This window comes from Beijerinckiaceae bacterium, assembly GCA_004564215.1.
GTDB lineage: Bacteria > Pseudomonadota > Alphaproteobacteria > Rhizobiales > Beijerinckiaceae > Methylocapsa.
Map to the genome: position 1 here is coordinate 2,784,928 of CP024846.1, position 23,940 is coordinate 2,808,867.

Annotated in this window: 26 protein-coding genes and 1 tRNA gene; 13 read left to right on the forward strand and 14 right to left on the reverse strand. The window is 59.7% G+C overall.

Annotated features, from left to right (window positions below):
- Positions 1 to 44 precede the first annotated feature (44 nt).
- Positions 45 to 2,015: a S9 family peptidase gene (locus CU048_13240; protein ID QBR72071.1), complete on the forward strand. Its 1,971-nt coding sequence runs from the start codon at positions 45 to 47 to the stop codon at positions 2,013 to 2,015.
- A 28-nt stretch (positions 2,016 to 2,043) separates the two neighbouring features.
- Here the strand turns inward: CU048_13240 and CU048_13245 are convergent, their stop codons facing one another.
- The 3 genes from CU048_13245 to CU048_13255 all read right to left on the reverse strand — a co-directional run bounded on the left by CU048_13245 (position 2,044) and on the right by CU048_13255 (position 5,750).
- On the reverse strand, positions 2,044 to 2,721 hold the full coding sequence (locus CU048_13245) for a DUF1345 domain-containing protein (protein ID QBR72072.1): 678 nt from the start codon (positions 2,719 to 2,721) through the stop codon (positions 2,044 to 2,046).
- Positions 2,722 to 2,875: 154 nt separating this feature from the next.
- Complete coding sequence (locus tag CU048_13250; protein ID QBR72073.1) at positions 2,876 to 4,642, reverse strand: hypothetical protein; 1,767 nt, start codon at positions 4,640 to 4,642, stop codon at positions 2,876 to 2,878.
- Positions 4,643 to 4,817: 175 nt separating this feature from the next.
- On the reverse strand, positions 4,818 to 5,750 hold the full coding sequence (locus CU048_13255) for a geranylgeranyl pyrophosphate synthase (GenBank protein QBR72074.1): 933 nt from the start codon (positions 5,748 to 5,750) through the stop codon (positions 4,818 to 4,820).
- Between the two features lie 176 nt (positions 5,751 to 5,926).
- Between CU048_13255 and CU048_13260 the strand changes: the two genes are divergently transcribed.
- Together CU048_13260 and CU048_13265 are read left to right on the forward strand one after the other, a co-directional pair.
- A complete protein-coding gene (locus CU048_13260; GenBank protein QBR72930.1) occupies positions 5,927 to 6,622 on the forward strand; it encodes a monofunctional biosynthetic peptidoglycan transglycosylase in 696 nt (231 codons plus the stop codon).
- Between the two features lie 132 nt (positions 6,623 to 6,754).
- Positions 6,755 to 6,943 carry a 50S ribosomal protein L32 gene (locus CU048_13265; GenBank protein ID QBR72075.1) on the forward strand — a complete coding sequence of 63 codons (189 nt, stop codon included), beginning with the start codon at positions 6,755 to 6,757 and terminating at the stop codon, positions 6,941 to 6,943.
- Positions 6,944 to 6,980: 37 nt separating this feature from the next.
- Here CU048_13265 and tal read toward each other — a convergent pair whose 3' ends face one another.
- From tal to CU048_13305, 8 genes are all read right to left on the reverse strand, one after another.
- Complete coding sequence (gene tal / locus CU048_13270) at positions 6,981 to 7,937, reverse strand: transaldolase (GenBank protein QBR72076.1); 957 nt, start codon at positions 7,935 to 7,937, stop codon at positions 6,981 to 6,983.
- Between the two features lie 190 nt (positions 7,938 to 8,127).
- Positions 8,128 to 8,547: a hypothetical protein gene (locus CU048_13275; protein QBR72077.1), complete on the reverse strand. Its 420-nt coding sequence runs from the start codon at positions 8,545 to 8,547 to the stop codon at positions 8,128 to 8,130.
- A gap of 195 nt (positions 8,548 to 8,742) precedes the next feature.
- Positions 8,743 to 9,513, reverse strand: a complete 771-nt coding sequence (locus CU048_13280) for an energy transducer TonB (GenBank protein QBR72078.1) — start codon at positions 9,511 to 9,513, stop codon at positions 8,743 to 8,745.
- Positions 9,510 to 9,998, reverse strand: a complete 489-nt coding sequence (exbD, locus tag CU048_13285) for a TonB system transport protein ExbD (protein ID QBR72079.1) — start codon at positions 9,996 to 9,998, stop codon at positions 9,510 to 9,512. The genes CU048_13280 and exbD overlap by 4 nt, the downstream gene beginning before the upstream one ends.
- Positions 9,999 to 10,004: 6 nt before the next feature.
- A complete protein-coding gene (gene exbB, locus CU048_13290; protein ID QBR72931.1) occupies positions 10,005 to 11,033 on the reverse strand; it encodes a tonB-system energizer ExbB in 1,029 nt (342 codons plus the stop codon).
- 708 nt (positions 11,034 to 11,741) lie between these two features.
- Positions 11,742 to 12,914, reverse strand: a complete 1,173-nt coding sequence (locus CU048_13295; GenBank protein ID QBR72080.1) for a glycosyl transferase — start codon at positions 12,912 to 12,914, stop codon at positions 11,742 to 11,744.
- An 83-nt stretch (positions 12,915 to 12,997) separates the two neighbouring features.
- Complete coding sequence (locus tag CU048_13300) at positions 12,998 to 13,186, reverse strand: hypothetical protein (protein QBR72081.1); 189 nt, start codon at positions 13,184 to 13,186, stop codon at positions 12,998 to 13,000.
- Positions 13,187 to 13,258: 72 nt separating this feature from the next.
- A complete protein-coding gene (locus tag CU048_13305) occupies positions 13,259 to 13,927 on the reverse strand; it encodes an exopolysaccharide biosynthesis protein (protein ID QBR72082.1) in 669 nt (222 codons plus the stop codon).
- Positions 13,928 to 14,341: 414 nt separating this feature from the next.
- Between CU048_13305 and CU048_13310 the strand changes: the two genes are divergently transcribed.
- From CU048_13310 to CU048_13325, 4 genes are all read left to right on the forward strand, one after another.
- Positions 14,342 to 14,821 (forward strand): glutathione peroxidase, encoded by a 480-nt coding sequence (locus CU048_13310; GenBank protein ID QBR72932.1) that lies wholly within the window; start codon positions 14,342 to 14,344, stop codon positions 14,819 to 14,821.
- Positions 14,822 to 14,948: 127 nt separating this feature from the next.
- A complete protein-coding gene (gene hisD / locus CU048_13315) occupies positions 14,949 to 16,250 on the forward strand; it encodes a histidinol dehydrogenase (GenBank protein QBR72933.1) in 1,302 nt (433 codons plus the stop codon).
- The gene (locus CU048_13320) at positions 16,247 to 16,735 is read left to right on the forward strand and encodes a hypothetical protein (GenBank protein QBR72083.1); all 489 of its coding nucleotides are present in this window, start codon (positions 16,247 to 16,249) and stop codon (positions 16,733 to 16,735) included. Before hisD ends, CU048_13320 begins: the two co-directional genes overlap by 4 nt.
- Positions 16,736 to 16,776: 41 nt before the next feature.
- Positions 16,777 to 17,232 carry a low molecular weight phosphatase family protein gene (locus tag CU048_13325; GenBank protein QBR72934.1) on the forward strand — a complete coding sequence of 152 codons (456 nt, stop codon included), beginning with the start codon at positions 16,777 to 16,779 and terminating at the stop codon, positions 17,230 to 17,232.
- Here the strand turns inward: CU048_13325 and mtnA are convergent.
- Both mtnA and CU048_13335 read right to left on the reverse strand, forming a co-directional pair.
- Positions 17,227 to 18,336 carry an S-methyl-5-thioribose-1-phosphate isomerase gene (mtnA, locus tag CU048_13330; protein QBR72084.1) on the reverse strand — a complete coding sequence of 370 codons (1,110 nt, stop codon included), beginning with the start codon at positions 18,334 to 18,336 and terminating at the stop codon, positions 17,227 to 17,229. The genes CU048_13325 and mtnA overlap by 6 nt on opposite strands.
- A 66-nt stretch (positions 18,337 to 18,402) precedes the next feature.
- On the reverse strand, positions 18,403 to 18,747 hold the full coding sequence (locus CU048_13335) for a hypothetical protein (protein QBR72085.1): 345 nt from the start codon (positions 18,745 to 18,747) through the stop codon (positions 18,403 to 18,405).
- Positions 18,748 to 18,899: 152 nt separating this feature from the next.
- Here CU048_13335 and CU048_13340 point away from each other — a divergent pair, with 152 nt between their 5' ends.
- Positions 18,900 to 19,772: a hypothetical protein gene (locus CU048_13340; protein ID QBR72086.1), complete on the forward strand. Its 873-nt coding sequence runs from the start codon at positions 18,900 to 18,902 to the stop codon at positions 19,770 to 19,772.
- A 79-nt stretch (positions 19,773 to 19,851) separates the two neighbouring features.
- Here CU048_13340 and CU048_13345 read toward each other — a convergent pair.
- Positions 19,852 to 19,928, reverse strand: a tRNA-His gene (locus CU048_13345).
- A 165-nt stretch (positions 19,929 to 20,093) separates the two neighbouring features.
- Here CU048_13345 and CU048_13350 point away from each other — a divergent pair.
- The 5 genes from CU048_13350 (at position 20,094) to CU048_13370 (ending at position 23,939) form a co-directional block, all read left to right on the forward strand.
- Entirely contained in the window at positions 20,094 to 21,491 is a 1,398-nt protein-coding gene (locus CU048_13350) for a hypothetical protein (protein ID QBR72087.1), read from the forward strand.
- A 77-nt stretch (positions 21,492 to 21,568) separates the two neighbouring features.
- Positions 21,569 to 21,757 carry a hypothetical protein gene (locus CU048_13355; GenBank protein QBR72088.1) on the forward strand — a complete coding sequence of 63 codons (189 nt, stop codon included), beginning with the start codon at positions 21,569 to 21,571 and terminating at the stop codon, positions 21,755 to 21,757.
- Between the two features lie 256 nt (positions 21,758 to 22,013).
- Complete coding sequence (locus CU048_13360) at positions 22,014 to 22,508, forward strand: division/cell wall cluster transcriptional repressor MraZ (protein ID QBR72089.1); 495 nt, start codon at positions 22,014 to 22,016, stop codon at positions 22,506 to 22,508.
- Positions 22,505 to 23,545: a 16S rRNA (cytosine(1402)-N(4))-methyltransferase gene (locus tag CU048_13365; protein ID QBR72090.1), complete on the forward strand. Its 1,041-nt coding sequence runs from the start codon at positions 22,505 to 22,507 to the stop codon at positions 23,543 to 23,545. The genes CU048_13360 and CU048_13365 overlap by 4 nt, the downstream gene beginning before the upstream one ends.
- A gap of 1 nt (position 23,546) precedes the next feature.
- Complete coding sequence (locus tag CU048_13370) at positions 23,547 to 23,939, forward strand: hypothetical protein (protein QBR72091.1); 393 nt, start codon at positions 23,547 to 23,549, stop codon at positions 23,937 to 23,939.
- The last annotated feature ends 1 nt before the right edge of the window (position 23,940 follow it).

The following is a 23,940-nucleotide window of genomic DNA, read 5'->3' on the forward strand; positions in this document are numbered from 1 at the left end:
GCCCATCGCTGTCGGCGCGCCGAGCGCCGGCATTCGGGTCACCGATGACCGAGGTGACCGCCCCCTACGGGGCCTGGGCCTCGCCGGTCAGCGTCGAACTTATGACCAAGTCCGTCGTCGGGCTCGGCGCCCTGAGCGTCGATGCGGACGATCTTTACTGGCTCGAATCCCGGCCGAATGAAAAAGGGCGTTTCGTACTGTGCCGGCGGCGGGCCGACGGCCAGATCGACGAGCTCACTCCCTCGCCCTTCGATGTCGGCAGCCGGGTCCATGAATATGGCGGCGGCGCCTATGTGGCGGGGCAGGGCCACATCGTCTTCTCCGACCGCTCCGAGGGCACCGTCTGGTATATTGAACCCGGTGCCACACCCCGCAAGATCGCAACGCCGGACGGGTGCCGCTACGCCGATTTCGAACTCGACCTGACACGCAAGCGCGTGCTTGCGGTACGGGAGGACCATCGTCAAAGACCGCCGACCGATCCAAAAGCGGCGATCGTCGCGCTGCCGCTCGATCTCGAGGGAAGCGAGAGGGTGTTGGTCGAAGGCCCGGATTTTCTCAGCTCGCCACGCCTTTCTCCCGACTCTGAGCGGCTCGCCTGGATCGCCTGGACGCATCCCGACATGCCTTGGGACCGGACCCAGCTTTTTGTTGGCGATTTCTCCCAGGAGGGTCTGGTTCAGGCCCCGCGGCTCGTGGCGGGTGAAACGCCCGAATCCATCGTGCAACCTCAATGGTCCACGGCGGGCGTCCTGCATTTTTGTTCCGACCGCACCGGCTGGTGGAATCCTTATCGCTTGCGGGGCACTGAGGTTGAAGCCTTGGCGCCGGTGGAAGCCGAGATCGGCGGCCCGCATTGGGTGTTCCGGCAGCGCTATTATGATTTTTTGCCTGACGGACGGATTGTCGTGGCGATTGTGCGCGAGGGGATCCGTACCGCCGCCGTGATTGCGGAAGGGCAAATCGAGCCGCTCGAGATTGGCCAGGTCGCGGACTGTCCGCGCGTGATCGGCGAGGGTCTCGGTTTTGTTGCTGCCCGCTCGGACGCAGCGCCCTCGGTCGACCTGCTGCCGAGGCTTGATGGCGGGGAGGCCATCGTCCTGCGCAGGGCCGCGCCCGATGTCCTGCCCAAGGAAGCGATTTCGATCGGTGAGCCGATCTCGTTCATGACGCCCCGCGGCCTTGGGCATGCGTTTTGGTATCCCCCAAAAAATCTCGATCACAGAGGTCCCGAGGCGGATCGGCCGCCGCTGATTGTCTTGTCGCACGGCGGCCCGACCAGCATGACGACAAACAGTTTTTCGCTGGCGATCCAATGGTGGACCACCCGTGGCTTTGGCGTCGTCGATGTCAATTATGGCGGTTCAACCGGCTTTGGCCGCGCCTATCGCCGCCGTCTCGATGGAAAATGGGGCATCGTCGATGTCGAGGACTGCGCCGCCGCCGCGACTCATCTTGTCGAACGTGGGCTCGTCGATGGAGCGCGCTTGGTTATTCGTGGCGGCAGCGCCGGGGGCTTCACCACCCTTGTCGCACTGACCTCGCTCCATCTCTTCAAAGCCGGCGCCAGCTTTTATGGGGTTGGCGATCTGATGTTACTGGCGACGGACACTCATAAGTTTGAGTCGCGCTATCTCGACCGGCTGATCGGCCCCTTGCCGCAGGCGCGAGACCTCTATGCCGAACGATCACCGATCCATCATATCGATCGGCTCTCCTGCCCCGTCATTTTTTTTCAGGGCGAGGATGATAAGACCGTGCCGCCCAACCAGGCACGGACCATGGTCGACGCCATGACGGCGAAGGGCTTGCCGGTTGCCTATTATGCTTTCGCCGGGGAGGGCCACGGCTTCCGCAAAGCCGAAACATTGCGTCACGTGCTCGAACTGGAGCTCGATTTCTACGGCCGAGTGTTCGGATTCCTGGCGCCGGGCTTGAGCGAACGGGTCAGGATTGCGAACTTTCCCAATGAGCAGCAGATGAAAACGGCCGAGGCGCAAACCCGCAGGACATGAGGCTACCCTGGTTAATTGGCCCCAGGCTTTAAATGAGTCCCGCGGCGATATTGATGGTAAGGGCCAGGACCGCGCTATTGAAGAAAAACGCAAGCACGCAATGAACAAGCGCGGTGCGCCGCATCGGCGACGAGGTAATATCGACGTCGGCGGTCTGACAGGCCACGCCGATCACATAAGAGAAATACAGGAAATCATAATAGTCGGGATCCGGGGTTCCAGGGAACCTCAGACCACCGCGCTCGGCCGGGGGTTTGCCGGGCTCCGTTTCAATTTCGTCGAAATAATCATGGGCGTAGTGCAAGGCGAAGGTCAGATGGATGAACAGCCACGCGCTGACGATCGTCGCCGCAGCGAGCCCCACGTGCAGGCTCTTGCTCAACCCATGGAGCTCCCTGACCGCGGCGAGCTGGGCGACGATGGCTGCGATGCTGGCAAGCGCGGCAAGGCTCGTGAACACGAGAATGAAAAACCTTCCCTCATCGGTCTGCTTCGCCCGCCGCTTTATCGATTCGGGCGAAGCACGGGCGATCATGATGCTGGAGGCAATAAAGTAGAACCAGGTTCCGGCATTCCAACCGATCAACAGTCTGGCTGAAAGTTGGGATTGAGCCGGCAGGAAATAAAACGCCAGAAAGCCGACCACCAAGCCCAAAAAGAGACGCGGATGGCCTCGCACGACGAGGTATGGAACGAGAGGTTTCATCAAGGCTTGTCTGGCAACCGTGATCAAGGATAGGCCGGTCGGCTCGCCCCCTCATCTGCGAGGCACGCTGGTCGCCGCTGCGGGGCGAAGATAGGCGCCCCTCAAAAGCTTGTCCAGCTTCAACCCATTCTGCGAATCGCCTGCTAACGCGGCTTCAGCTCTTGCCGAACCAGAATGCGAGTTCGCGTAGACGGCGCTTATCGTAACTTTGGGTCTTGGCGTCGGCGCCAGGCGCACCGATTTGCCATGCGTCATTGTCGGCGAGGCCGGACCAGCGCTGGGCTTCCGGCGCGGTTTGCCGCGAGGCGCGCCAGCGGTATTGATTGTAGATTTCCATGATCTTGGTCGCGTATTCGGAGGCAAGTTCTCCATTGCCTTCGATGATGACGAAATTTTCGTCGTTCACGCCGCTCGCCCTTGGCCCCATGTTATGGGAGCCGGTCATGAGCACGGGACGCTCGCCAAAGGGGTCGATGACGATGACCTTGCTATGGACCATCGCATGGGCGGTCGGCAGTTTCAGGAGTTCCTTGGTCCAAAATTTCAGCCGCTCGTTGATGGCGGCGGGGAGAACCACGTCGGCATTGGCCTCGATCCGGTCGCCCCGGTTGAAGAGGGTCACGGGATTCTTGGCTGTCCCGGGATTTTGGTTGACGACTCCCTGGATATAAAGATCGGGATTGAAATTTTGGCTCGAGGGCGCGGCGAGTTCGATGATGTCGTTCAGCAGCGTCCCGCGCGGTCCTGGATTGAACATCAGGAAGAGGATGCCGTTTTTCGCATTGGCGATCAGTTCGCCCGCCTGTTCGAGATCGTTGGGTTCCGTCATCGGCGTGAACCATAATGTCAGGCCCTTCGCGCGGGCTATCTTGTGCGGGGTTTCATTCTCCGCCTTTAGACTCTGAGGCGTATCGTCGGCCGCCTTGGCAATCGCCTTCCACTGATCGAGATAGGCGCTTGCAACGGCCGGATTTTCGATGACAAGCCCGTTGTTCGCCTGAGTGCAGAGCCCCGTCACCGTCCAATTGGTGCTTCCCGTCCAGACGGCCAGCGGATTCTTGTCGGCGTCGCAGATGATCAGGAACTTATTATGTGCGAGCGCGCGCGGCGCCGAAAAGCGATCGCGGACATCGCAGACCTCGGCGAGCTCTTGGCGCGCATCGGCGTTCTCGTCGTCGCCCTTCTTCTTGACGCTTCCATTGCCGAGCACAATATGCGCGCGCTTGCGGAGCAGCTTGAGAAGGGGGATCAGCTCGGGATCGCCAAGTTCGAACAAGGCCGCATAGACGTGTCCCTTCGAAGACTTGGCGTCATCGAGCAAACTGACGAGCTTCTCCCGCAAGGGACCTGCGAGAAAATTGCGGACGGTGTCTCCCGGTGTGGCGATGATCTCGGTGAGCTTTTCACCCTTTGCGGTTGAATCTTTTTTCGGATCCGGATCGGATGGCAGAAGCCGCGCCAACCATTGGCTCGCGACGATCCCCCGGTTGAAGAAGCAGGACATTCTGCCTTCAGTCATCGCGCCGATGCCGACATCGGGGCTCCACGGCGACGCAAGCCCTGTTTCTTCCCGCAGGGCGTTCCGGGGTCCGACCATCGCACCGACCTGATAGGATACGACGTCGCCCGCATTGACCGCAAAATCCGACCACAAATATTTCTGGATCGGCCAAATCGTCGTGGGTTCCCTTGTTCCTTCTGGAACATCCGGCCCATCCGCGAAGCCGACCCAGCTCGCCACGATTTCTTCGACGAAACCCTCAGGATCGGGGGCCGTCAGCGTGTTCGGACTCGGGGCACTCCCCGGGCCGCGCTTGACGCGCCGCCGCAGGACGAAGCCACGGCAATCCGGAATGAATTCAGAACTCCATGCGATGAACGCCTCGTCGGAGCCGGCATGCACCAAAATATCGATGCCCATGGCGGAAATCCCTCATGAAATAGACAAAAAATATACAAAGACGACCTATTATGACTCTGTCATTACGCCGAGCGGAATCCTTCTCGTGGCCCGGAGCTGTTGAAAACTCGATCCTACGGCGGGTCATTAAGATGACTATGAGACCCTAAGAATGACCTTTTAAAGTCGGCGGTCTCTAATGATGCCGTGCCGCGACAAAGCGCGCCGCCTCTTTCAGAATGCCGGTGTCGGCACCTGAGGGGAGGGCGTCGAGAGCGGCGATCGCGGATGCCACGAGGCTGTCACGGCGTTGCCGCGCCGCGTCGAGGCCGAGCGCGGCCACCAAGGTCGCCTTATTGCGTTCGGCATCTTTTCCGGCGCGCTTGCCGAGGGCCAGTTCGTCCGCCTCCACATCGAGGATGTCATCGGCGACCTGGAAGGCGGCGCCAAGAGCCAGTCCATAGGCGGAGAGGGCGGCGCGCGCGGCCGTTGGGGCGCGCGCCAGAATGGCACCGCCTTCAACCGCATAGTGCAAAAGCGCGCCGGTCTTCATCGATTGAAGCTTGATGACTTCGTCGGCGCGGTGCGGCTCGACCGCTTGTTCAGCTTCAAGATCGAGAACTTGGCCGCCGATCATGCCGCCAAGACCGGCCGCGCGCGCCAAAGCGAGGACGAGTTCGATGCGAACCGCTGGATCGGGATGGGTTGCCTCATCCGCCGTCACGTCGAAGGCATAGGTCAGAAGACCGTCGCCGACAAGAATAGCAGTGGCTTCGTCGAAGGCTTTATGGGTTGTGGGCCGTCCCCGGCGCAGATCGTCATTGTCGAGAGCCGGAAGGTCATCATGCACGAGCGAATAGCAATGAATCATTTCGAGCGCGGCCGCCGCACGCAAGACACCGGCTCCTTCGACGCCCAGCAGACGGGCGGTCTCGATCATGAGAAAGGGCCGCAGCCTTTTGCCGCCGCCGAGACTGGCGTAGCGCATGGCTTCGAGAAATCGCGCGGGCCGCGCCGTTTCACCCGGCAGGGTGCGAGGGCTCAATAGCGAATCGAGCATATGCTCCGTCGCATCGGCAATTTCCGTCAGCCTTGCCTCGAATTCGCTTACATGCGTGCGACCGCTCATCGTCTCGCCATCGTGCTGTTTTCCTCGTTGCATCCAAACTCCCGAAGTCCGAGTGGATCGGTTGGTCGATCGCCGTTTGGAAAAACCGGACATCAAGGGCTGCGCCGTGCCGCCAAAATGGCAACAAAGCCGAGGTTCGGCTTGCCCGATTGGGCGTGATCGGTCAAGGCTCGGGCATGGCATCAAAGTCCCGTCGCCGCGGTTTATTGGCCAATATCATCAGATTTCTCCTGATAGCAGGCTTGGCCCTAGCAGTTATCGCGGCTGGTTTAACCCTCCTTTATCGGTTTGTGCCCCCGATTTCGACGCTGATGCTCGCGCGCTGGCTGCAAGGCGAACCGGTCGACCGCCGCTATGTTCCGCTAGATCGGATTTCCGAATTTCTGCAGGTCGCCGTCATCGTCTCGGAGGACGCGCGTTTTTGCCGACACAGCGGAGTCGATTGGGGCGCGCTGCGCGAGGTGATTGACGAGGCCGACGGCGAAGGCCCGACGCGCGGCGCATCCACCATCGCCATGCAGACTGCAAAAAATCTCTTTCTCTGGCCGTCCCGATCCTATCTCCGCAAAGGGGTGGAAATCCCTCTTGCGCTGCTGATCGGAGTGGAGTGGCCGAAGCGACGCATTTTGGAGGTCTATCTCAATGTGGCCGAATGGGGCGACGGTATTTTTGGCGCCGAAGCGGCGGCGCGGCACTATTTCAATAAAAGTGCGGATCGGCTGGATGCGCGGGAAGCGGCGCTCCTCGCGACCGCCCTACCGGCTCCCTCGCGCCGCAATTCCGCACGGCCGAGCCGCCGACATGCCGGGCTTGCCGCGCGGATCGTGGCGCGCGCCCACAGCGCCGAGACGCTGGCCGAATGCGTTGAATAATCAGTATCTTGCATCCCTCCGCGGTCGTCTGAGCATTTTAGGATGGTCAAGTCCAGGATTTCATTGTAAGAGGCACCAACTCTTAATTTATTAGGCTTCGTGCCTGCATAACCCTAGTATCGAGACAGTGACATGGCCGTTCCGAAACGCAAAACATCCCCGATGAAGCGCGGGTTTCGCCGCTCAGCGGATGCTCTCAAGGCACCGACCTATGTGGAAGATAAGGATTCCGGCGAATTGCGGCGGCCGCATCACGTCGATCTGAAGACGGGAATGTATCGCGGCCGGCAGGTCTTTACGCAAAAGACCAAGGAAGCGTAACGCCAGCGAGGCTGGCGTTCGCAAAAAACGCGTGCCGCTAGGCAGCCTCAAGCAGGCGTTTTGAGACCAGCTCACGAAGGGCTCGCATATCTCGGGCGAAAACGCGGATCCCTTCGGAGAGCTTCTCCGTTGCCATGGCATCCTCGTTCAGCATGAAGCGGAAGGTCTTTTCGTCGAGCGACAGAAGCGCAGGGGCATGCTGCGCCGCCGACTTCGGTTCGAGCGCGCGTGGCAGATTGCCAGAATCCTTGGCGAGTTCTTCCATCAATTGCGGCGAAATGGTCAGACGGTCGCAGCCGGCGAGGGCCTCGATTTCGCCCTTGTTGCGAAACGACGCGCCCATGATCACCGTCTTGATGTCATGGGCTTTGAAATAGCTGTAGATTTCCCCTACGGAGCGCACGCCCGGATCGTTTTCCGCCGTGTAAATCTTGCCCTCCGTCTTGGTGTACCAATCCAGAATCCGCCCCACGAAGGGGGAGATCAGAAAGGCTCCGGCATCCGCACAGGCCGCCGCCTGCGTGAGTGAGAAGATCAAGGTCATATTGCAGTCGATACCCTCGTTCTGGAGGATTTCCGCTGCCCTTATGCCTTCCCACGTCCCGGCGATCTTGATCAAAATCCGGTCCCGGCTCAGGCCGAGTTTTTCATATTCCGCGATGATCGAGCGCGCTTTGATGACGGTTCCGTCGATGTCGAACGACAAATCCGCGTCGACTTCGGTTGACACACGGCCCGGCACGATCTTGGCCAGTTCCACGCCGAATTTAATGGCCAGCCGCTCGGTAATCTCGCTCGTGAGATGGCTATGGCTCCGTCCCCAAAGCACCGCCTCATCCAAAAGATGGGCGTAATGCGGCATGTTCGCGGCTTTGAGAATCAATGTCGGATTTGTCGTGGCGTCGACAGGTTCGAAACGGCGAATTGCGTCGATGTCGCCTGTGTCGGCGACGACCACCGTCATTGTTTTGAGTTGTTCGAGCTTGGAGGGCATGACCGGTCCATTGGAAGGGGGCGGATCTCTTTTACATAGGTCCTATTGAGCACCGCGCAAGCGCATGACGGGTTTTGCGCGGGACATTACGAGCCGAAAGGGGGGCGGGACCGCCGCTTGTGCCTGAGTTGGCCGGCACTTTCGCTATGGATTCGCTCCCGCCTTGTTGAGCCCTCCGAAATTGCGCGAACTATTCTTGGATCAAGCGAAGCAGCGCGCGGCCGGCTTTGGAGTGAAGTTCCTTGGAATCAACTGTCCCATCCTTGTCGGGGTCGGCAGCGGCAAAGAGCTTTTCAACCAAGGCGAGATATTCGTCCTTGGTCAAGGTTGCGTCATTGTCGGGATCCGCGGCCTTGAGTTCCTTCTTGGACAGGCGCTTGCGGAGCTCCTTGACGTCAAGCGTCGAGTCGCTGTCCTTTTCGAGCTTGTCGAAGACAAGTCCCGCGGCGGCTTTCGCTTCGGCGAGATCGAGCGTCTTGTCATTGTCCTTGTCCAAAGCCGCCATCGCGGAGGACGCGGCAAAGGCAGCTGGCCTTGTCAGGAGCGGGGCAATTGCCAGCGTGAGGCAGCAGGCCGAAAGTCCAGCCATTACGAGGCGACGGTCGATCATGAATTTTCTCCGTTTTGCGTGGCCCACGCTAAAATATGCAGCGTAAAACGAGCGCGACTATCTTTGGTTTTCCTACAAAAGTAAAATTTTAGGGCTCAAAGACGCAGGCGCTCTGGGGCCATCGAAACTTCGATAGCACCCTCCGCCCGCAATACCGCAAGGCAGAGCGCGCGCGAATCGCTGCGGTTCTCGCCGCTATCTGGCGCTGAAGTGGACCGGAACGCTAAAGGTGAAGGAGCCACCACCAACTTCTGGCGGCGGCGGCGGGAACGGATTCGCCCGATGGACCATTTCAAGCGCCTTGTGATCCAGAACCGCAGACCCGGCGCTTCCAGCCAGCCGCGTCGCAATCACGCTCCCGCTGCGGCTGATCGTAAAGGAGAGCGAGGCGGTTCCGCTGCCATCCGCGCTTGACGTACCGGGCTTGTGGCGAACGAGATGCGCATAGACTTGATTGCGCCAAGTCGCGTTCGAGGCCGCGGAACCGGCGGAGCCCTGCCTTGGCGCTGCTGCCGTGTGCGCTTGCGCGGACGCACTGCGGGTTGGCGCCGTCGTGCGGGGCGCCGGCGGCTCGTGATCAGGCTTGGGCACTTTCTTCGCGACTTTTTTTACCGGCTTCGGCTTGGGTTTCGGCGCTGTGATCAAAACAGCGTCCGGCTTTGGCGCCTTAGGCAACTCCTGAACCGCTATGGTTTGCTCCGGTTCGACTTCTTCCGGCTCGGCCAATGTCATTTGCGGACCCGGCTCGACCTCCGTCGGTGCATCGGCCGCCGGAGCGACGGCCAGCGGCGCAAGCTCGATCATCAAGGCTGCCGGCGGTTGTCCCGCGGACGTGTTCGGCTCATGCAAATACAGAAACAAAAACACGACTGCCGCGTGGATGAGAACGACGGCGACGGCGGCGATCATCCACCGCCGCAAAAAGGGCTCGTTTCCCGCAGGCAGAACTGTTCTGGCAACCGTCATGGTTTCGTCCCCGGCTGGATCTCCGGAGGAGTTGGAGTGGGTTGGCCGGCACTTGCGGCGCTGCCAGGTGGACCCGCTTCCAACGCGACGAGGCCGATCTTGAGATAACCGCCGGCACGCAGGAGATTCATGAGTTCCATGATTTCGCCATAGGCGACGACACGGTCGGCTCGAACGAAGACGCGCTGCTCCTTGTCGGCTTGCGTCGCCGCATCGAGCGCAGCTGTCAGGCCGTCCCGGCTGACGGTGGCTTCGCCGAGCGCAAGGGAGAGGTCCGATTTCACCGTGACGAAAAGCGGCTTCTCCGGGCGCGGCACGGGTTGGGCGGTGGAGGCCGGGAGATCGACATTGACGTCGACGGTGGAGAGGGGGGCGGCCACCATGAAGATGATCAGGAGAACGAGAATGACGTCGATGAACGGCGTGACATTGATCTCATGGGTTTCTTCGATCGTGTCCTCTTGAAGGGAAAGCCGAATAGCCATCTGACTTCACTCCGCCGATTGGCGCATCGGGACGACCGGAGCACCTTCGTGTTGCGGCAGCGCCTCTCGGTCGAGATCGCGTGACAGATGGCGAAGCACTTCCGCCGCCGCATCGCCGAGTTGTGCGCGGTAGCCTGTAATGGCGCGTGCAAAGGCATTGTAGAGCACGACCGCGGGAATAGCGGCTAGAAGGCCCATGGCCGTGGCCAACAAGGCTTCGGCGATACCCGGCGCCACCACGGCGAGATTGGTCGTGTTGCTCTTCGAAATGCCGATGAAACTGTCCATGATGCCCCAGACCGTTCCAAACAGACCCACGAACGGCGCCACGGCGCCGATCGTCGCGAGAATTCCCATTTCCCGTGAAATCGCGCGCGCGCCCTGTGCCTCGATGCGGGACAGCAAGGTCGCCGCGCGGTCCTTGATGCCCTCCGAAGCAAGCCCCTCGGAACGGTCGGCTTCTCCGACAGCGGCGGCGACGAGGCGGCCCACGGGAGATTTCGTTTGTCCGAATTCCTTTTCAGCCCGATGCAGGCTGGGCGCATGGGCAAGGATCTCAAGGCCACGCCGCGCCGAGCGCTTCGCGTACCAGAGTTCAACGATCTTCGCGAACATCACCGTCCAGGTCACGAGAGACGCGATGGCAAGCCCGACCATCACGATCTTGACGGTCAGCACGGCATTGAGAAACATCCCCCAGGGCGAGAGGTCCTGCGGCAGGATGGAGGGCGGCAAACCATTTGCGCGCGGCAAATGTCTGGTTTCCTCCATGACCGGCTCGGGCGCGGTCGCAGGCTGAGCGATCGGACCCGGCTCGCTTTGTACGGGCGAGGCCTGGGCGGGCGAGGCCGGCTCGGGAGTTGGGACCGCGGCATCCAGCATCGGCGGCGCTGCCACTTGAGGCGCCGCCGATGTCTGCGCCAGTGCGGCGGCGTTGCCGAGAATTGCACATAAGGCGGCGGCCGAGAAAAGCGTTGCGATCCTGCTCCTCAGCGGGCGAGGTTCCTGCCTGAACTCATTTTTGTTACTGATCATTTTTCGGTCCTTCTTCCCCATTCCTCCGATGGCCACGCGGGTTGGGGCCGGAGGCTCGGTTGTTGGGCGTGCAAAGTCGGGTCGACTTCGGCGAATTGTGATAGGGCGCGACCGCGCGTCAAACTCCCGCGAATATCGCCCAGGAGCTGTAGTGCCGACATTTGATGTAAGATTGAGGCAAGTCGCAAGGCGCACGAAAACCCTCGGGTTGCAGCCGGCATCGCGTCGCGGCGACTGGCCACCCGAGCTTTCAAACGCACTCTTGGAACACGAACGATCACTTAAACTGAAACGTCTGGTCATTGGAAATCACGACAGGAAGCCATCGGCATTTGTCACCCAATCGCCGGGCCTTGACCGGAGATAAAGTCGGAGCGAAGTCTCACGCAAATTCGATGCCGCTTATATCTATTTCTACGTCTAGGGATCAATAAAAAAGCCACTTTGTAATTTTTATAAATAAAAACCAGTGTCGGCTGGATAGTATTGCTCCTCTTATACAAAGAAATTTCAGGATTATATTCTATTTAACAAACGGCTACGAAGCTATGTATTTGTAAATGTAGCTCTACGTGAAATTGTAGCGCCTGCACGTAAGAAACTTCGCGGCGCAATTGCTTTCGTGCGCGCAGAATCCGTGGGAGGCTAAATATTTTCGCTGCAGCGAGGATCGGGCGCTCAGAAGAGCGCTCGCCCATTCTTGCTGCCTCACGCGCAATGAGGCTCGGCGGCTTTCGGCGAGACGGATTCCACGCCGCCGTGTGTAAACTCGCGCGGAAGGTTCAGGAAGCGCTCGTAGCCGATCTTGGTTTCGAGGAATTGGATGAACTCGGATTTGAACCGGTTTGTAGCGAATTTCTTGGCTTGCAGTTTGATTTCGCGGGGGTCGAAATGCATTGTCTCGAATTCGCGAACGGCGCGCTGGATCGCGGCCGCGGACTGCTCCTGAAAAAACCAACCCGTCACGCCGGCCGTCACCGTTTCGGTCACGCCGCCACGGTCATAGGCGATCACCGGCCGGCCGCTGGCCATGACTTCGACCGGGATGATCCCAAAGTCTTCTTCGCCCGGGAATACAAGTGCGCGGCAGTGCGCATAATGGTGACGCAAAATGCTGAACGGCTGTGGTCCCAACACTTTGACCGTGGGCCCAGCCATATTGCGGATCGCGTCAAGCATCTCCCCGCCGCCGATGACGATCAGACGACGACCCATCGTGTTGAAGGCTTGGACGGCAAGGTCCGGCCTCTTATAGGAAACGAGTTCGCCGGCGAAGAGGTAATAATCCTCGACGTCCTCCGCCGGAACGCTTTCGAACAGGTCGACGCTGACGGGCGGATGGATCACGGTCGCATCCCGCCGGTAGTATTTTTCGATGCGGGCGGCGACGGTCTGCGAATTGGCGATGAAATGATCGACCCGCATCGAGGCCACAGCATCCCAACTGCGCAGGTAGTGGCAGAGCGGCGGCATGAGAAGCCGGGTCAGGAGGCCCGCGCGCTCGCGGTAATCATGGAACATGTTCCAAATGTAACGCATCGGCGAATGGCAATAGCAGACATGGACCGCGCTGGCGGGCGGTATGATCCCCTTGGCCGGCCCGGATTCGCTGCTGATGATCAGGTCGTAACCGCGCAAATCGATTTGCTCGAGTGCGATCGGCATCAAGGGAAGATAACGCTTGTAAAAGCGCCGGGCGCGAGGCAGCGAATTGATGAAGGTCGGAATGATCCTGTGCTTCCGTATCGTCTCGGAAATCATGTCAGGATCGTAGACGTGGGTAAAAATATCCGCGTCCGGGAACAGCTCGCACAGCGATTCGAGGACTTTCTCGCCCCCTCGCATGGAGACCAGCCAATAGTGGACGATCGCCACGCGCATCCGAATACTCCCGCCTGGGATTGGCAAAGCGCGGAACCTTCAAAGTCAGGCGCCGGCCGACGAAGGGCCCCTGCCGGCCATACCTAGAGCCTGTTCCGAAAAAGTTGACCGACTTTTTCGATCAGAACATGCTCCAACTCGTTGAACTTGAGCGATTCCTTTTCGATCAGATGATTCCATCTGATCGGGAAGCGCTCTAGAGCCAGGCTATAAATGAAATAGCGCCCAACTGACGAATGCCTTCTGATGAAACCCCTCAGAGGTATCGCCAATTAGGGGCTCGAAGTCAAACCTGACTGCCGAAGGGACGCTGCGAATGCAGGCCTCTCAGGTTCCGTTCAGCCTCAATAACTGCCCTTGCGTGTAAGGACGGCAACAAATGTGCGGATCAGTATAGAGATATCGGCAGCGAAACTCCAATGCCGGACATAATTGGCGTCCATTTCGATTCGCTTTTTATATTCGCAATCGTTGCGGCCGCTGATTTGCCAGATCCCCGTAATACCGGGGCGAGCCTGCAAGTACAGATCAAGCTTATCGCCATATCGCGGCATCTCCGCGGGCACGATGGGGCGGGGTCCGACCAAGCTCATGTCACCGCGAATGACATTGAGGAGCTGGGGCAATTCATCGAGACTCGATTGGCGCAGAAATTGGCCCATGGGGGTGATGCGCGGATCGTTAATTAGCTTTTGCGTGCGCATCCATTCGTCCCGCCGCTCGGGGTCGTTCTCGAGCACGGATTTCAACACTTCGTCCGAGTTGACCACCATCGATCGGAATTTGATGCAGGGAAACCGGCGCCCCCCACGCCCAACTCTGACATGGTGGTAAAAAACCGGGCCGGGGTCGGTCAACTTTAAAGCAATAAACACGCAAAAGAACAGGGGTAACGCTGCGATAAGTGTAGCTATCGCAACCAATACATCAAAAACCCTCTTAGTTTTGCCACCAACTGTATATTGGCTATTATTCGACTGCCTCAATAACATTGATAATTCGGCGTCAAACATAATTCGTTCCTATTAATATGACATTCCGTTAAATGTAAGCATGTAATGCTTAAGACTTAGCCACTTGTTCTTGTCATAAACCCGAAGTTAACCGATTCAATCCCGCCTAAAGCTACTGAAATTTAACCTCTGTTGCAACCGGATGCGCAGTTAACTCAATTGGACCATGCTTAGTCATTAAGTAGGAATCGTATTAATCTCTAGGCCCAAAAGGGTCATGTTTATGCTGGTGTGCCGTTGAGCACCCGAAGCGCTGCCAATGCGGGGGGAATTGGGCTTGATTCGATGATGCTTTTCAGCCGCTCAAACGAGCGCGTGGCCCTTGGAGCCAGGTTAGTTTATGGTCGCGCGAGCAATCCGCCTTTTTGCAGAAAGGCCCTTCCCGTGCAAGGACTTGCCGACGTGGAGATGGCTATGGGGAACCTCTATGATTTTGCCGCCAACACGCTGCAAGGCGCGCCAAGATCCCTTGCCGATTTTTCCGGGCAGGTCGTCCTTATCGTCAACACGGCGAGCAAATGCGGCTTTACGCCACAATATGCGGGGCTTGAATCCCTCTACCGCAAATACCACCCAAGGGGCTTTGCGATTCTCGGCTTCCCGTGCAACCAGTTTGGTGCCCAGGAACCCGGTGACGCGACTGAAATTGCGCAATTTTGCTCGCGAAGCTACGAGGTGACTTTTCCATTGTTTGAAAAGATCGACGTCAACGGCGCCGACGCCCATCCGCTTTTCCGGTTTCTGAAGGGAGAGGCGAAGGGAGTCGTCGGAACCGAGGCCATTAAGTGGAATTTCACGAAATTTCTCGTGGATCGCAAAGGTGCGGTGAGCGGACGTTTCGCACCCACGGTGACCCCGGAGGCGTTGGAAAAGGACATAGAGAAGCTGCTTTGACCGGCGCTGTCCTGTCGCCCCTCATTTTTCCCGGGCCGCTCGCGGAGCGCCTCTAACAAGTTGCATCCCGCCATTAGTCGGTAGATACAGCGGGCGGCAAATGATGCCGCATCAAGGAGACGATCTGATGCCCTTGCGGCTGGATACGCGGAGCCCCGATTTCGAAATTGCGTTCAAGTCCCTCCTTACGATGAAGCGGGAATCGGCCGAAGACGTCGATCGGGCGGTTCAGGCGATCATCGCCGATGTCATGGCGGAAGGCGATGCCGCGCTCATTAGCTATTCAAGGAAATTCGATCGGGTCGACCTCAATCAGCTGGGGTTGGAAGTTGGCGCGACCGAGATCGATGCGGCGCTCGCGCAATGTCAGCTGGATGATCTGGAGGCCCTGCGCCTCGCGCACGCCCGAATCACCGCCTTTCATGAGCGGCAACGTCCGAACGATGAGCGCTTTACGGATCCGCTGGGGGTCGAGCTTGGCTGGCGCTGGCTTGCGGTCGACGCGGTCGGACTTTACGTGCCCGGCGGCACCGCCAGCTATCCTTCATCGGTTCTGATGAATGCAATTCCCGCCAAGGTTGCGGGCGTTCAGCGCATCGTCATGGTGGTCCCGGCGCCGGACGGTCGAATCAACCCGCTGGTGCTGGCGGCGGCCAAGCTTTCCGGCGTGGATGAGATTTATCGCGTCGGGGGCGCCCAGGCGATCGCGGCCCTGGCTTATGGGACGCAGACAATTGCGTCGGTCGCAAAAATCGTCGGCCCAGGCAACGCCTATGTGGCCGCGGCCAAGCGGAGAGTCTTTGGCACCGTCGGCATCGACATGATTGCGGGACCTTCCGAGGTTTTGATCATCGCCGGCGGCGACGCCAATCCGGAATGGATCGCCGCCGATCTTCTCGCCCAGGCGGAGCACGACGTTGCGGCTCAATCGATCCTGATCACCGATGATGAGCCTCTTGCCGATGCCGTGGAGGCCGCGGTCGAGCGGCAATTGGCCAGCCTCGCGCGGAAGGACATCGCAGCGGCAAGCTGGCGTGATTTCGGCGCGATGATTATCGTCGGAGATCTCGAGGAGAGTTCGGGGCTTGCCGACCGGATCGCTCCCGAACATCTTGAATTGATCACTCCGAATGCGGAGGCGCTCAGCGAAAGAATCCGCAATGCCGGCGCGATCTTCTTAGGCCCCCATACGCCCGAGGCCATCGGCGATTATGTAGGGGGATCGAACCACGTCCTGCCGACGGCACGATCCGCGCGATTTTCGTCGGGCCTCAGTGTTCTCGATTTCTTGAAACGAACGTCGATCTTGAAATGCACGCAGAGCAGTCTCGAAAAGCTGGGTCCGGCCGCGATTACGCTCGGGCACGCCGAAGGCCTGGACGCTCACGCGCGCTCTGTTGCACTCCGGATTGATCATCGAGCATCATGAGTCGCGACGACCCAAACCAGCGCAATCGCCTCATCTCCGTGACCCTTGATGAAGCCTCGATTGGCCGCGGGGCGGCAGACCAGGAGCATGAGCGTCAGATTGCGATCTATGATCTCATCGATGAAAACAGCTTTGCGCTGCCGGGGCGGGATGCCGGCCCTTATGGTCTGAAAATCGCTTTGCAAGATGCAAAGCTCGCGTTGGAAATCATCGATGAATCAGGTGCGCCGCTTGTCGTGCATATTCTGTCGTTGACGCCGTTTCGCGGTCTTCTCAAGGACTATTTCATGGTCTGCGAAAGCTATTACGCGGCGATTCGAACCGCGTTGCCGAGGCAGATCGAAGCAATAGATATGGGACGCCGCGCGCTCCACAATGAAGCTGCGGAACTTCTCATGGAAAGGTTGAAGGGCAAGATCGTCTGCGACCATGATACGGCCCGGCGGATTTTCACGCTTGTCGCCGCCTTGCATTGGAAAGGCTAAGGACCGATGCCGGCGGTGCAGGACGCCGAGGCACCGTCGAGATGAAGCCAGCGGTAAAGAACCGCCCGCAATCCGTGCTTTTCGCTTGCACACTCAACACGGTGCGCTCGCCGATCGCGGAAGCGCTCGGGCGGCACTTCTTCGGCAAAGGCATTTACTTCGCATCTGCCGGCGTCAAGCGCGGCGAAAGCGATGGATTTGCGGTTGCGGTGATGGAGGAAATCGGCGTCGACATGACCAAGCATCATCCGCATGATTTCGAGGATCTGGAAGATTCCAGTTTCGATCTCATCGTCACTCTGTCGCCGGAAGCGCATCACAAGGCGCTCGAATTCACCCGTACGCTTGCGACCGAGGTCATTTATTGGCCGACGTTGGATCCGACGGCGGTCGAAGGGTCGCGCGAACGGATCCTCGACGCCTATCGCGGCGTGCGCGACAGCCTTCTTCAGCGGATCAAGCAGTTGCTGGACTATCAGCCCATGGGCAATTTATGACGGCTCACGAACTTTCGCGACGGGCTCGGGGAAGGTTTTGGCGAGCGCGGTGCGATTGGCCTCGATCACGCCGCGCTCGGTGATCAGTCCTGTGACGAGACGGGCCGGGGTCACGTCGAAGGCGTAATTCAAGGCCTCGCTTCCGGACGGGGTGAGGCAAACGGTTTCGATGCGACCGTCGGCGCTGCGCCCGGTCATGTGGGTGATCTCTCGCGCCGATCGCGTTTCTATCGGGATTTCCGCGACGCCATCCTCGATCGCAAAATCGATGGACGGCGAAGGCGCGGCGACGAAAAAGGGCACGCCATTGTCCATGGCGGCCAGCGCTTTCAGATAGGTGCCGATCTTGTTGCAAACATCGCCTGAGGCGCTGGTACGATCGGTGCCAACCATCACCATGTCGACCATCCCATGCTGCATCAAATGGCCGCCGGCATTATCCACGATGATCGTATGCGGCACTCCATGTTGGCCGAGTTCCCAGGCCGTCAGCGATGCGCCCTGATTGCGCGGCCGCGTTTCGTCCACCCAGACATGCAGGTCGATCCCTTCATTATGCGCCTTATAGATCGGCGCGGTCGCGGTGCCCCAGTCGACGGTGGCGAGCCAGCCTGCATTGCAATGAGTTAGAATATGAATCCTGTCGCCCTTGGCGCGCGCCATCTCCCGGATAAGCTGCAGCCCATGCTCGCCGATCGCCTCGCAAAGGTCCACGTCTTGTTCGGCAACGGCGGCGGCGTGGGCGAAGCCCGCCGTGCCACGTTTAGATGCAGGCAAAGCCAAAAGATATTGGCGCATCGCCGCAAGCGCCCATTGCAGATTGACCGCGGTTGGCCGCGTTGCGGCAAGGAGGGCGCACGCTGTCTCGAGATTCGCATCCGAGGGATCGGCATTCATGGCAAGCGCCAAACCGTAAGCGGCGGTCACCCCAATCAGCGGCGCGCCCCGCACTTGCATGATCTTGATGGCGCGGGCAGCCTCATCCACCGTGCGGATCGAAAGGATTTCGAATTCATGCGGCAGCCGTGTTTGGTCGATGATTTCGAAACTGGCGCCGGTGCTGCTTGGCCAAATGGTTCGATAGGCTTTGCCTGCGACGCGCATGGACCTGCTTCCTCATTCGTCTCTGACTTTAAGCCGATGGCGTCCAGTTCACGCCGGTGCGCCCCTTCAGTTACAATTGGCGCAGATGCCTTGGTCCAGCTTATCGTCTTCTTGCTCGATCCGCCGGTCGAGGTCTGTGGTCGGGCCGCCTTGCGACTCGCCGGGGTGAGCGACCGTCTCGCCGGTGGGGGTCAAATATTTTTTGTTCAGCAATTCCCTAGCCTTGGGTGGTGTACCGGGGGCGCCTCTGTCTGAGCTACCCGACTGCGCTTGAACGGCGAAGGTTCCAGCGGCGGTCGCGAGCAGCGAGCTCAAGAGCAATGCCTTAATCATAGCCTGTCCCCCAAGGGTCAAAATAATGTTTTGACGGTATCGAAGTCGTCCGACGGATTTCGTCTTAAGTGCCGGCATTCTTTAATACAACTTTAATCGAATTCGCTCAGAGCTGTTAAGGAGCTTTAACCATCTCTGGAGGCGCCCGCATGGATGACACTCCGGACGACGCCCTGCCCGAACCTGGGCATTCGGGCGAGTCCCATGGGAACGTCCCCACTCCAAGAGGAGTGGTGCCGCCGCCGCGAAGCGGGCAGGGCTGGGAAAAACGCGGGTCTTCCGTCCTTGTGCCCTTCATCGATCGAGGCGACGCGGGTCCGAGGCGACAGATGGGGTCGCGGCTCGACCAGTTCTTCGCTTACAGCTCGCATGCGGCTTTGGCCGCTTTGCTGTTCGGTCTTGCCTGGATGGCCGGGTCACATTTTTCTGGCGATCATTCGCTGTTTGACACCCAAACCGCACCGCCGGCGCAGACGCAACGCGAAACCGCCGAGCGTGCGGAAATGCTGCGCGCGACGCAGAAGATGTCCGAGGACATTCGGATCCTCAAATCAAATGTCGAAGTCTTGCGGGCCTCACTCGCCCAGACTCATGCCGCCAACAAAGAAGCCTCGGCGCTCGATGCCCTGAAGGCTCGTATCGATGCCGTGAAGACCGGCACCAATGCTTCGATCGCCGAGCTTTCGAGCAAGGTCGAGCATATGCAACGCGAGCCAGCGGCAAAACTTGCCCAGGTCATCGAGCGGTTGGATCGGATCGAGCGGCAAACCGCGGCCCCGGTTGCCGCGGCTCCCCCAGGAAATGCTCCGATAGCGGCCAAGACCACGGTCGGAAAGCCCGCGCAAACTGCCATCGCACAGACAAAATCCGATGACGGGGCCAGTGAGCCAAAAGGCCCGCAATTGATCACCGATTGGGTTGTGCGCGATGTCTATGATGGGATTGCCCTCGTGGAGAATTCCCGGGGCGCAATCGAGGTCATGCCGGGCGAAACCATTCCCGGCGCGGGCACGGTGAAATCGATTCAAAGACGGGGCGGCGGATGGATTGTCATTACGAGCCGCGGTCTCGTCGATACCGCTCGCGACAGTTTTCAGCCCTGATGCCACGGACCGGTCGGGCGGGCGTGCGACCTGGGTCGACCAAAAAGGGTGGTCTTGAGGGGGAGTGCTGACCGAAATCTGGTACCGCCACCCCGGCTCGAACGGGGGACCTCTAGATCCACAATCTAGCGCTCTAACCAACTGAGCTATGGCGGCGTGGTCAATGGCGCCGGACCGTAAGATGATCGCTCCGCGATTGCAAGGCCCTGGGCCACCTTGCAAGAGCGGGAACGCCAAAAAAGGCCGGGCGCCGCTACGTTGGCGGGTCGCCTGAAAGACGGATAGAATAAGTCATCAAATGTACGGACCCGGCGCGTCAGCATGCCTAGTTTCGTCAAAGGATTCTTATTTTTTTGCCTTGCCTTTGCCGCCGGGAGCCTCGCGCTCGCGGCTCGCGTTCTGGATTGGAGCGCCCGCCACCTGCGAAATCTTGTCTTGAAAAAGCGAATCGCCGAACGGCCCGCCGACGTGGTCGCTTCGGTGACTTGGGACGCCCGTCGGCAGGACGTGGCAACCGGGCGCTGGACGGCGGCGCCCTCAACCGAATTTGAACGCACAAGTCTTGAAGCGGAGCTCCGCCGCCAGAAGAGCGAGGCGCGCGAGTTGAGCGCTATCCTGGATACGGCGATGGACGGGGTTGCCGTGCTCGATTCGCAAGGGCTCATCCTGAGCTTGAACCGTTCCGGCGAGGCGCTGTTCGGTTATGATCAGAACGACGTTATTGGCCGGCCCTTCACCCATTTGATCGCACCGGAAAGTCGGGCGCCCGCAAAAGACTATCTCGAAGCCGTGCAATCGAGCGGCGTGATCAGCCTTTTCAATCAGGGACGCGAGATCATCGGCCTCGCGCGCCAGGGCGGCACGATTCCGATATTCATGACGCTCAGCCGGATCGGCCCAGGCATCGGCGGCGATCCACGCAAGGAGATCCGCTTTTGCGCGCTCCTGCGGGATTTGACCCATTGGAAGAAAGTCGAGGGCGACCTTGAAGGGGCGCGCAAGGAAGCCGAGCGGGCGAATGCGCTGAAATCGGATTTTCTGACCCGAGTGAGCCATGAAATCCGGACGCCCCTCAATGCAATCCTTGGCTTTGCCGAAGTGATGATGGAGGAACGCTTCGGGCCCATCGGCAATGAGCGTTACAAAGCCTATCTGAAAGACATCCATAATTCGGGCTCGCTGGTGATGAGCCTTGTCAATGATCTGCTCGACCTCTCAAAAATCGAGGCGGGCAAGCTCGATCTCGATTTTGCCCCGATCGACGCCAATCGCATTGTCTCGGACTGCGTCTCGATGATGCAGCCTCAGGCCAGCAGCGAGCGGGTGGCTATCAAGCTCACCTTGTCGCCGGCATTGCCGAATGTTCTGGCCGATGAACGTTCGCTTCGCCAGATCGTGTTGAACCTTCTCTCGAACGCGGTCAAATTCAACCGGTCCGGCGGCTGCGTCATCGTAACCACCGCGCTCGCTGACGCGGGCAATGCCGTGATCCGTATTCGCGATACCGGGATCGGCATGTCCGAAGCCGAGCTCGACGTGGCATTCGAACCCTTCCGCCAGCTTCCGACATCGCGGTCGTCCGCCGGCACCGGCCTCGGTCTCCCGCTGACCAAAGCCTTGGTGGAAGCCAACCACGCCTGCTTCTCGATCAAAAGCAAGAAGAATGAAGGAACCGTGGTCGAGGTCGCTTTCCCTCCCGCGCGGGTCTTGGCTGAGTAGCGGTCTTTTGAAATAGGGAACACTGAGGCGGGTTCGCCGTTCCTCCAGCTGACAAGCACGTCCAGTTGGAGACAAGCATGGCCGACACCAAACAGCCCACGTCCAAAGAAAAAGCCGAAAAAAAGAAAGAAGAAGCTCGTGAAGAGCAGGAGGAACTGCTGAATAGTGAACTTGAGGATTCTTTTCCCGCCAGCGATCCCCCTTCGATGACGCAGCCGACCACCGAAATGGGCGGCCCGGACCGTAAGCGCCACAAAGACAAGTAGCGCACTCTTCAAAATCCGGAGCGCGGACCTTCCGGATCGCCTTGATCCGAAAGGACGCGCCTCCTTCCTCCTCCCATCGCCGCCATCTGCGAATTTCCCATCAAAGATCGGGAAATAGCTAGGCGATTCCATTGACGCCCAAATTTTCCCATGTTATCCCAAATTTTCCCTGGCCGTGTTCAAGACGCGGCTACGTGGCGCTTCAGGCGCATAGCTGCAGCGTCGCGGGGAGGGGATCGCGCAGGCGGGGTTTGGAGTGGAGGGATTTCTCTCAAATGCCAAAAGCCGGCTCGATGCCAAAGGCCGGGTTTCCATCCCCGCCGCGTTCCGGGCGGTGCTGGCACGCGACGGTTTTGACGGTCTTTATGTCCATCCCTCGCTTGATGAGGAGGCAGTCGACTGCGGGGGAAACGCCCTGCTGGCCGAAATTCACGATCTTCTTGGCAGGCTCTCTCCCTATTCGGAAGAGCGCGACATGTTTTCTACGGTTCTCCTCGGCACGAGCGAGATCTTGAAAATCGATTCGGAGGGAAGGGTGGTCCTGAGCGAAAGCATCAAGGCTCATGCGGGCATCTCCACCGAGGTCACGTTCGTCGGGCAGGGCAATAAATTTCAGATCTGGGAACCGGGACGTTTTCTCGCGCATCTGGCGGAGGCCAAAAGCCGGCTGCACGATTTTAGAAAACAGCTCAGTGCCAGACACGTGGCGCCGGAGGTTCCGCCGCCGCGATCACATGGAGCACGGGAATGACATCGGGTCGCGGCGATGAGGATTTTCTCGCCGCTGGCGGACCGGCCCGGCACGTTCCCGTGCTTCGTGACGAAGTCATGGCCGCGCTCGCTCCGTGCGAGGGCGGCCTCTTTCTCGATGCGACTTTTGGCGCGGGCGGCTACTCCCGCGCTCTACTGACCAATGCGGCAAAGCGGGTCCTGGCGCTCGATCGGGACCCCAACGCGGTGGCCGGCGGAGCCGAGCTTGTCCGGCAAGCGGAGGGACGCCTGGAGCTCGTCAACGAACGGTTCGGGAAGCTCGATGTGGTGGCACGGGAGCGGGGGCTTTCGGAGTTTGACGGTGTCGTGCTCGATATCGGCGTGTCGTCCATGCAGGTCGATGATCTGCAGCGTGGGTTTTCTTTCCGTGGCGATGGGCCGCTCGACATGCGCATGGATTGCACCGGGATAAGCGCCGCCGATCTCGTCAACACGGCGGAAGAAAAGACCCTGGCCAATATTCTGTTTTATTTTGGCGAGGAGCGCGCGTCCCGCCGCATCGCCCATGCCATTGTGACCGACCGCGCCAAGGCGCCTTTCACCTCGACCGCCACGCTGGCTTCGATGATCGCGCGCGTTGCCCCGGGAAAGCCGGGAGAAATGCACCCGGCCACTCGCGCGTTCCAAGCGCTCCGCATTGCGGTCAACGACGAACTCGGCGAATTGGTGCGGGCGCTCGTCGCCGCCGAAGCGATCTTGAAGCAGGGCGGGCGGCTCGTGGTGGTCACGTTCCATTCGCTCGAAGACCGCATCGTGAAGCAGTTTTTTGGCGCACGGTCGGGGCGCGGCCAAACGCGATCCCGACGCTTGCCGCACGAAGCTGCGCCGCCCGAGCCCACCTTCGACGTGCCAGGCAAGCAACCGGTCACGCCTTCGGCGCGAGAAATCAGCGCCAATCCGCGCGCCCGTTCGGCCAAGCTTCGCCATGGAGTTCGCACCGGTGCCGGCGCGCGCGGACTCGACGAAGGCCTGATGGCTCTGGCCAGAATTCCTCAAACCAATCCGGGAGGCGGCTGACGTGGTGAGGTTATTGAACTTTTTTGCGATCGCGGCGCTCATCGGTTCGGCGATCTATGCCTATACGATCAAATATGAGACGATCTTTCATGCCGAGACGATCTTGAAGCTGAAGCATGAGATCAAGGCGGAGCATGACAAGATTGGCACGTTGCGCGCCGAATGGGCGCATTTGACCCGGCCCGAGCGCGTCCAGGCGCTGGCCGATAAATTCCTTGATCTGCAACCCGTCGCGCTGAACCAGATCGTGAGCGCGGATGCCTTGCCCGGCAAGGCTCCGAGGATCGACGCCATTGGCCGCAAGCTCGAGGCGCTCGGATTGGCGGAACCGACCAACACGCCGGTGGATATCAATGCCGCCGGGGCCGGCGCGTCTTCTACACCGGCGAGATGAA

Bases quoted from the DNA above. Each gene is read 5' to 3' on its own strand.
- CU048_13310 (QBR72932.1), top strand. From the start codon at position 14,342: ATGGGGAACCTCTATGATTTTGCCGCCAACACGCTGCAAGGCGCGCCA.
- CU048_13280 (QBR72078.1), bottom strand. From the start codon at position 9,513: ATGACGGTTGCCAGAACAGTTCTGCCTGCGGGAAACGAGCCCTTTTTG.
- CU048_13335 (QBR72085.1), bottom strand. From the start codon at position 18,747: ATGCCGGCACTTAAGACGAAATCCGTCGGACGACTTCGATACCGTCAA.
- CU048_13325 (QBR72934.1), top strand. From the start codon at position 16,777: ATGAAGCCAGCGGTAAAGAACCGCCCGCAATCCGTGCTTTTCGCTTGC.
- tal (QBR72076.1), bottom strand. From the start codon at position 7,937: ATGCCCTCCAAGCTCGAACAACTCAAAACAATGACGGTGGTCGTCGCC.
- CU048_13295 (QBR72080.1), bottom strand. From the start codon at position 12,914: ATGCGCGTGGCGATCGTCCACTATTGGCTGGTCTCCATGCGAGGGGGC.
- exbD (QBR72079.1), bottom strand. From the start codon at position 9,998: ATGGCTATTCGGCTTTCCCTTCAAGAGGACACGATCGAAGAAACCCAT.
- CU048_13275 (QBR72077.1), bottom strand. From the start codon at position 8,547: ATGATCGACCGTCGCCTCGTAATGGCTGGACTTTCGGCCTGCTGCCTC.
- CU048_13255 (QBR72074.1), bottom strand. From the start codon at position 5,750: ATGAGCGGTCGCACGCATGTAAGCGAATTCGAGGCAAGGCTGACGGAA.
- CU048_13365 (QBR72090.1), top strand. From the start codon at position 22,505: ATGACATCGGGTCGCGGCGATGAGGATTTTCTCGCCGCTGGCGGACCG.
- CU048_13305 (QBR72082.1), bottom strand. From the start codon at position 13,927: ATGTTTGACGCCGAATTATCAATGTTATTGAGGCAGTCGAATAATAGC.
- hisD (QBR72933.1), top strand. From the start codon at position 14,949: ATGCCCTTGCGGCTGGATACGCGGAGCCCCGATTTCGAAATTGCGTTC.
- exbB (QBR72931.1), bottom strand. From the start codon at position 11,033: ATGATCAGTAACAAAAATGAGTTCAGGCAGGAACCTCGCCCGCTGAGG.
- CU048_13260 (QBR72930.1), top strand. From the start codon at position 5,927: ATGGCATCAAAGTCCCGTCGCCGCGGTTTATTGGCCAATATCATCAGA.
- CU048_13265 (QBR72075.1), top strand. From the start codon at position 6,755: ATGGCCGTTCCGAAACGCAAAACATCCCCGATGAAGCGCGGGTTTCGC.
- CU048_13240 (QBR72071.1), top strand. From the start codon at position 45: ATGACCGAGGTGACCGCCCCCTACGGGGCCTGGGCCTCGCCGGTCAGC.
- CU048_13350 (QBR72087.1), top strand. From the start codon at position 20,094: ATGCCTAGTTTCGTCAAAGGATTCTTATTTTTTTGCCTTGCCTTTGCC.
- CU048_13250 (QBR72073.1), bottom strand. From the start codon at position 4,642: ATGGGCATCGATATTTTGGTGCATGCCGGCTCCGACGAGGCGTTCATC.
- CU048_13245 (QBR72072.1), bottom strand. From the start codon at position 2,721: ATGAAACCTCTCGTTCCATACCTCGTCGTGCGAGGCCATCCGCGTCTC.
- CU048_13320 (QBR72083.1), top strand. From the start codon at position 16,247: ATGAGTCGCGACGACCCAAACCAGCGCAATCGCCTCATCTCCGTGACC.
- mtnA (QBR72084.1), bottom strand. From the start codon at position 18,336: ATGCGCGTCGCAGGCAAAGCCTATCGAACCATTTGGCCAAGCAGCACC.
- CU048_13355 (QBR72088.1), top strand. From the start codon at position 21,569: ATGGCCGACACCAAACAGCCCACGTCCAAAGAAAAAGCCGAAAAAAAG.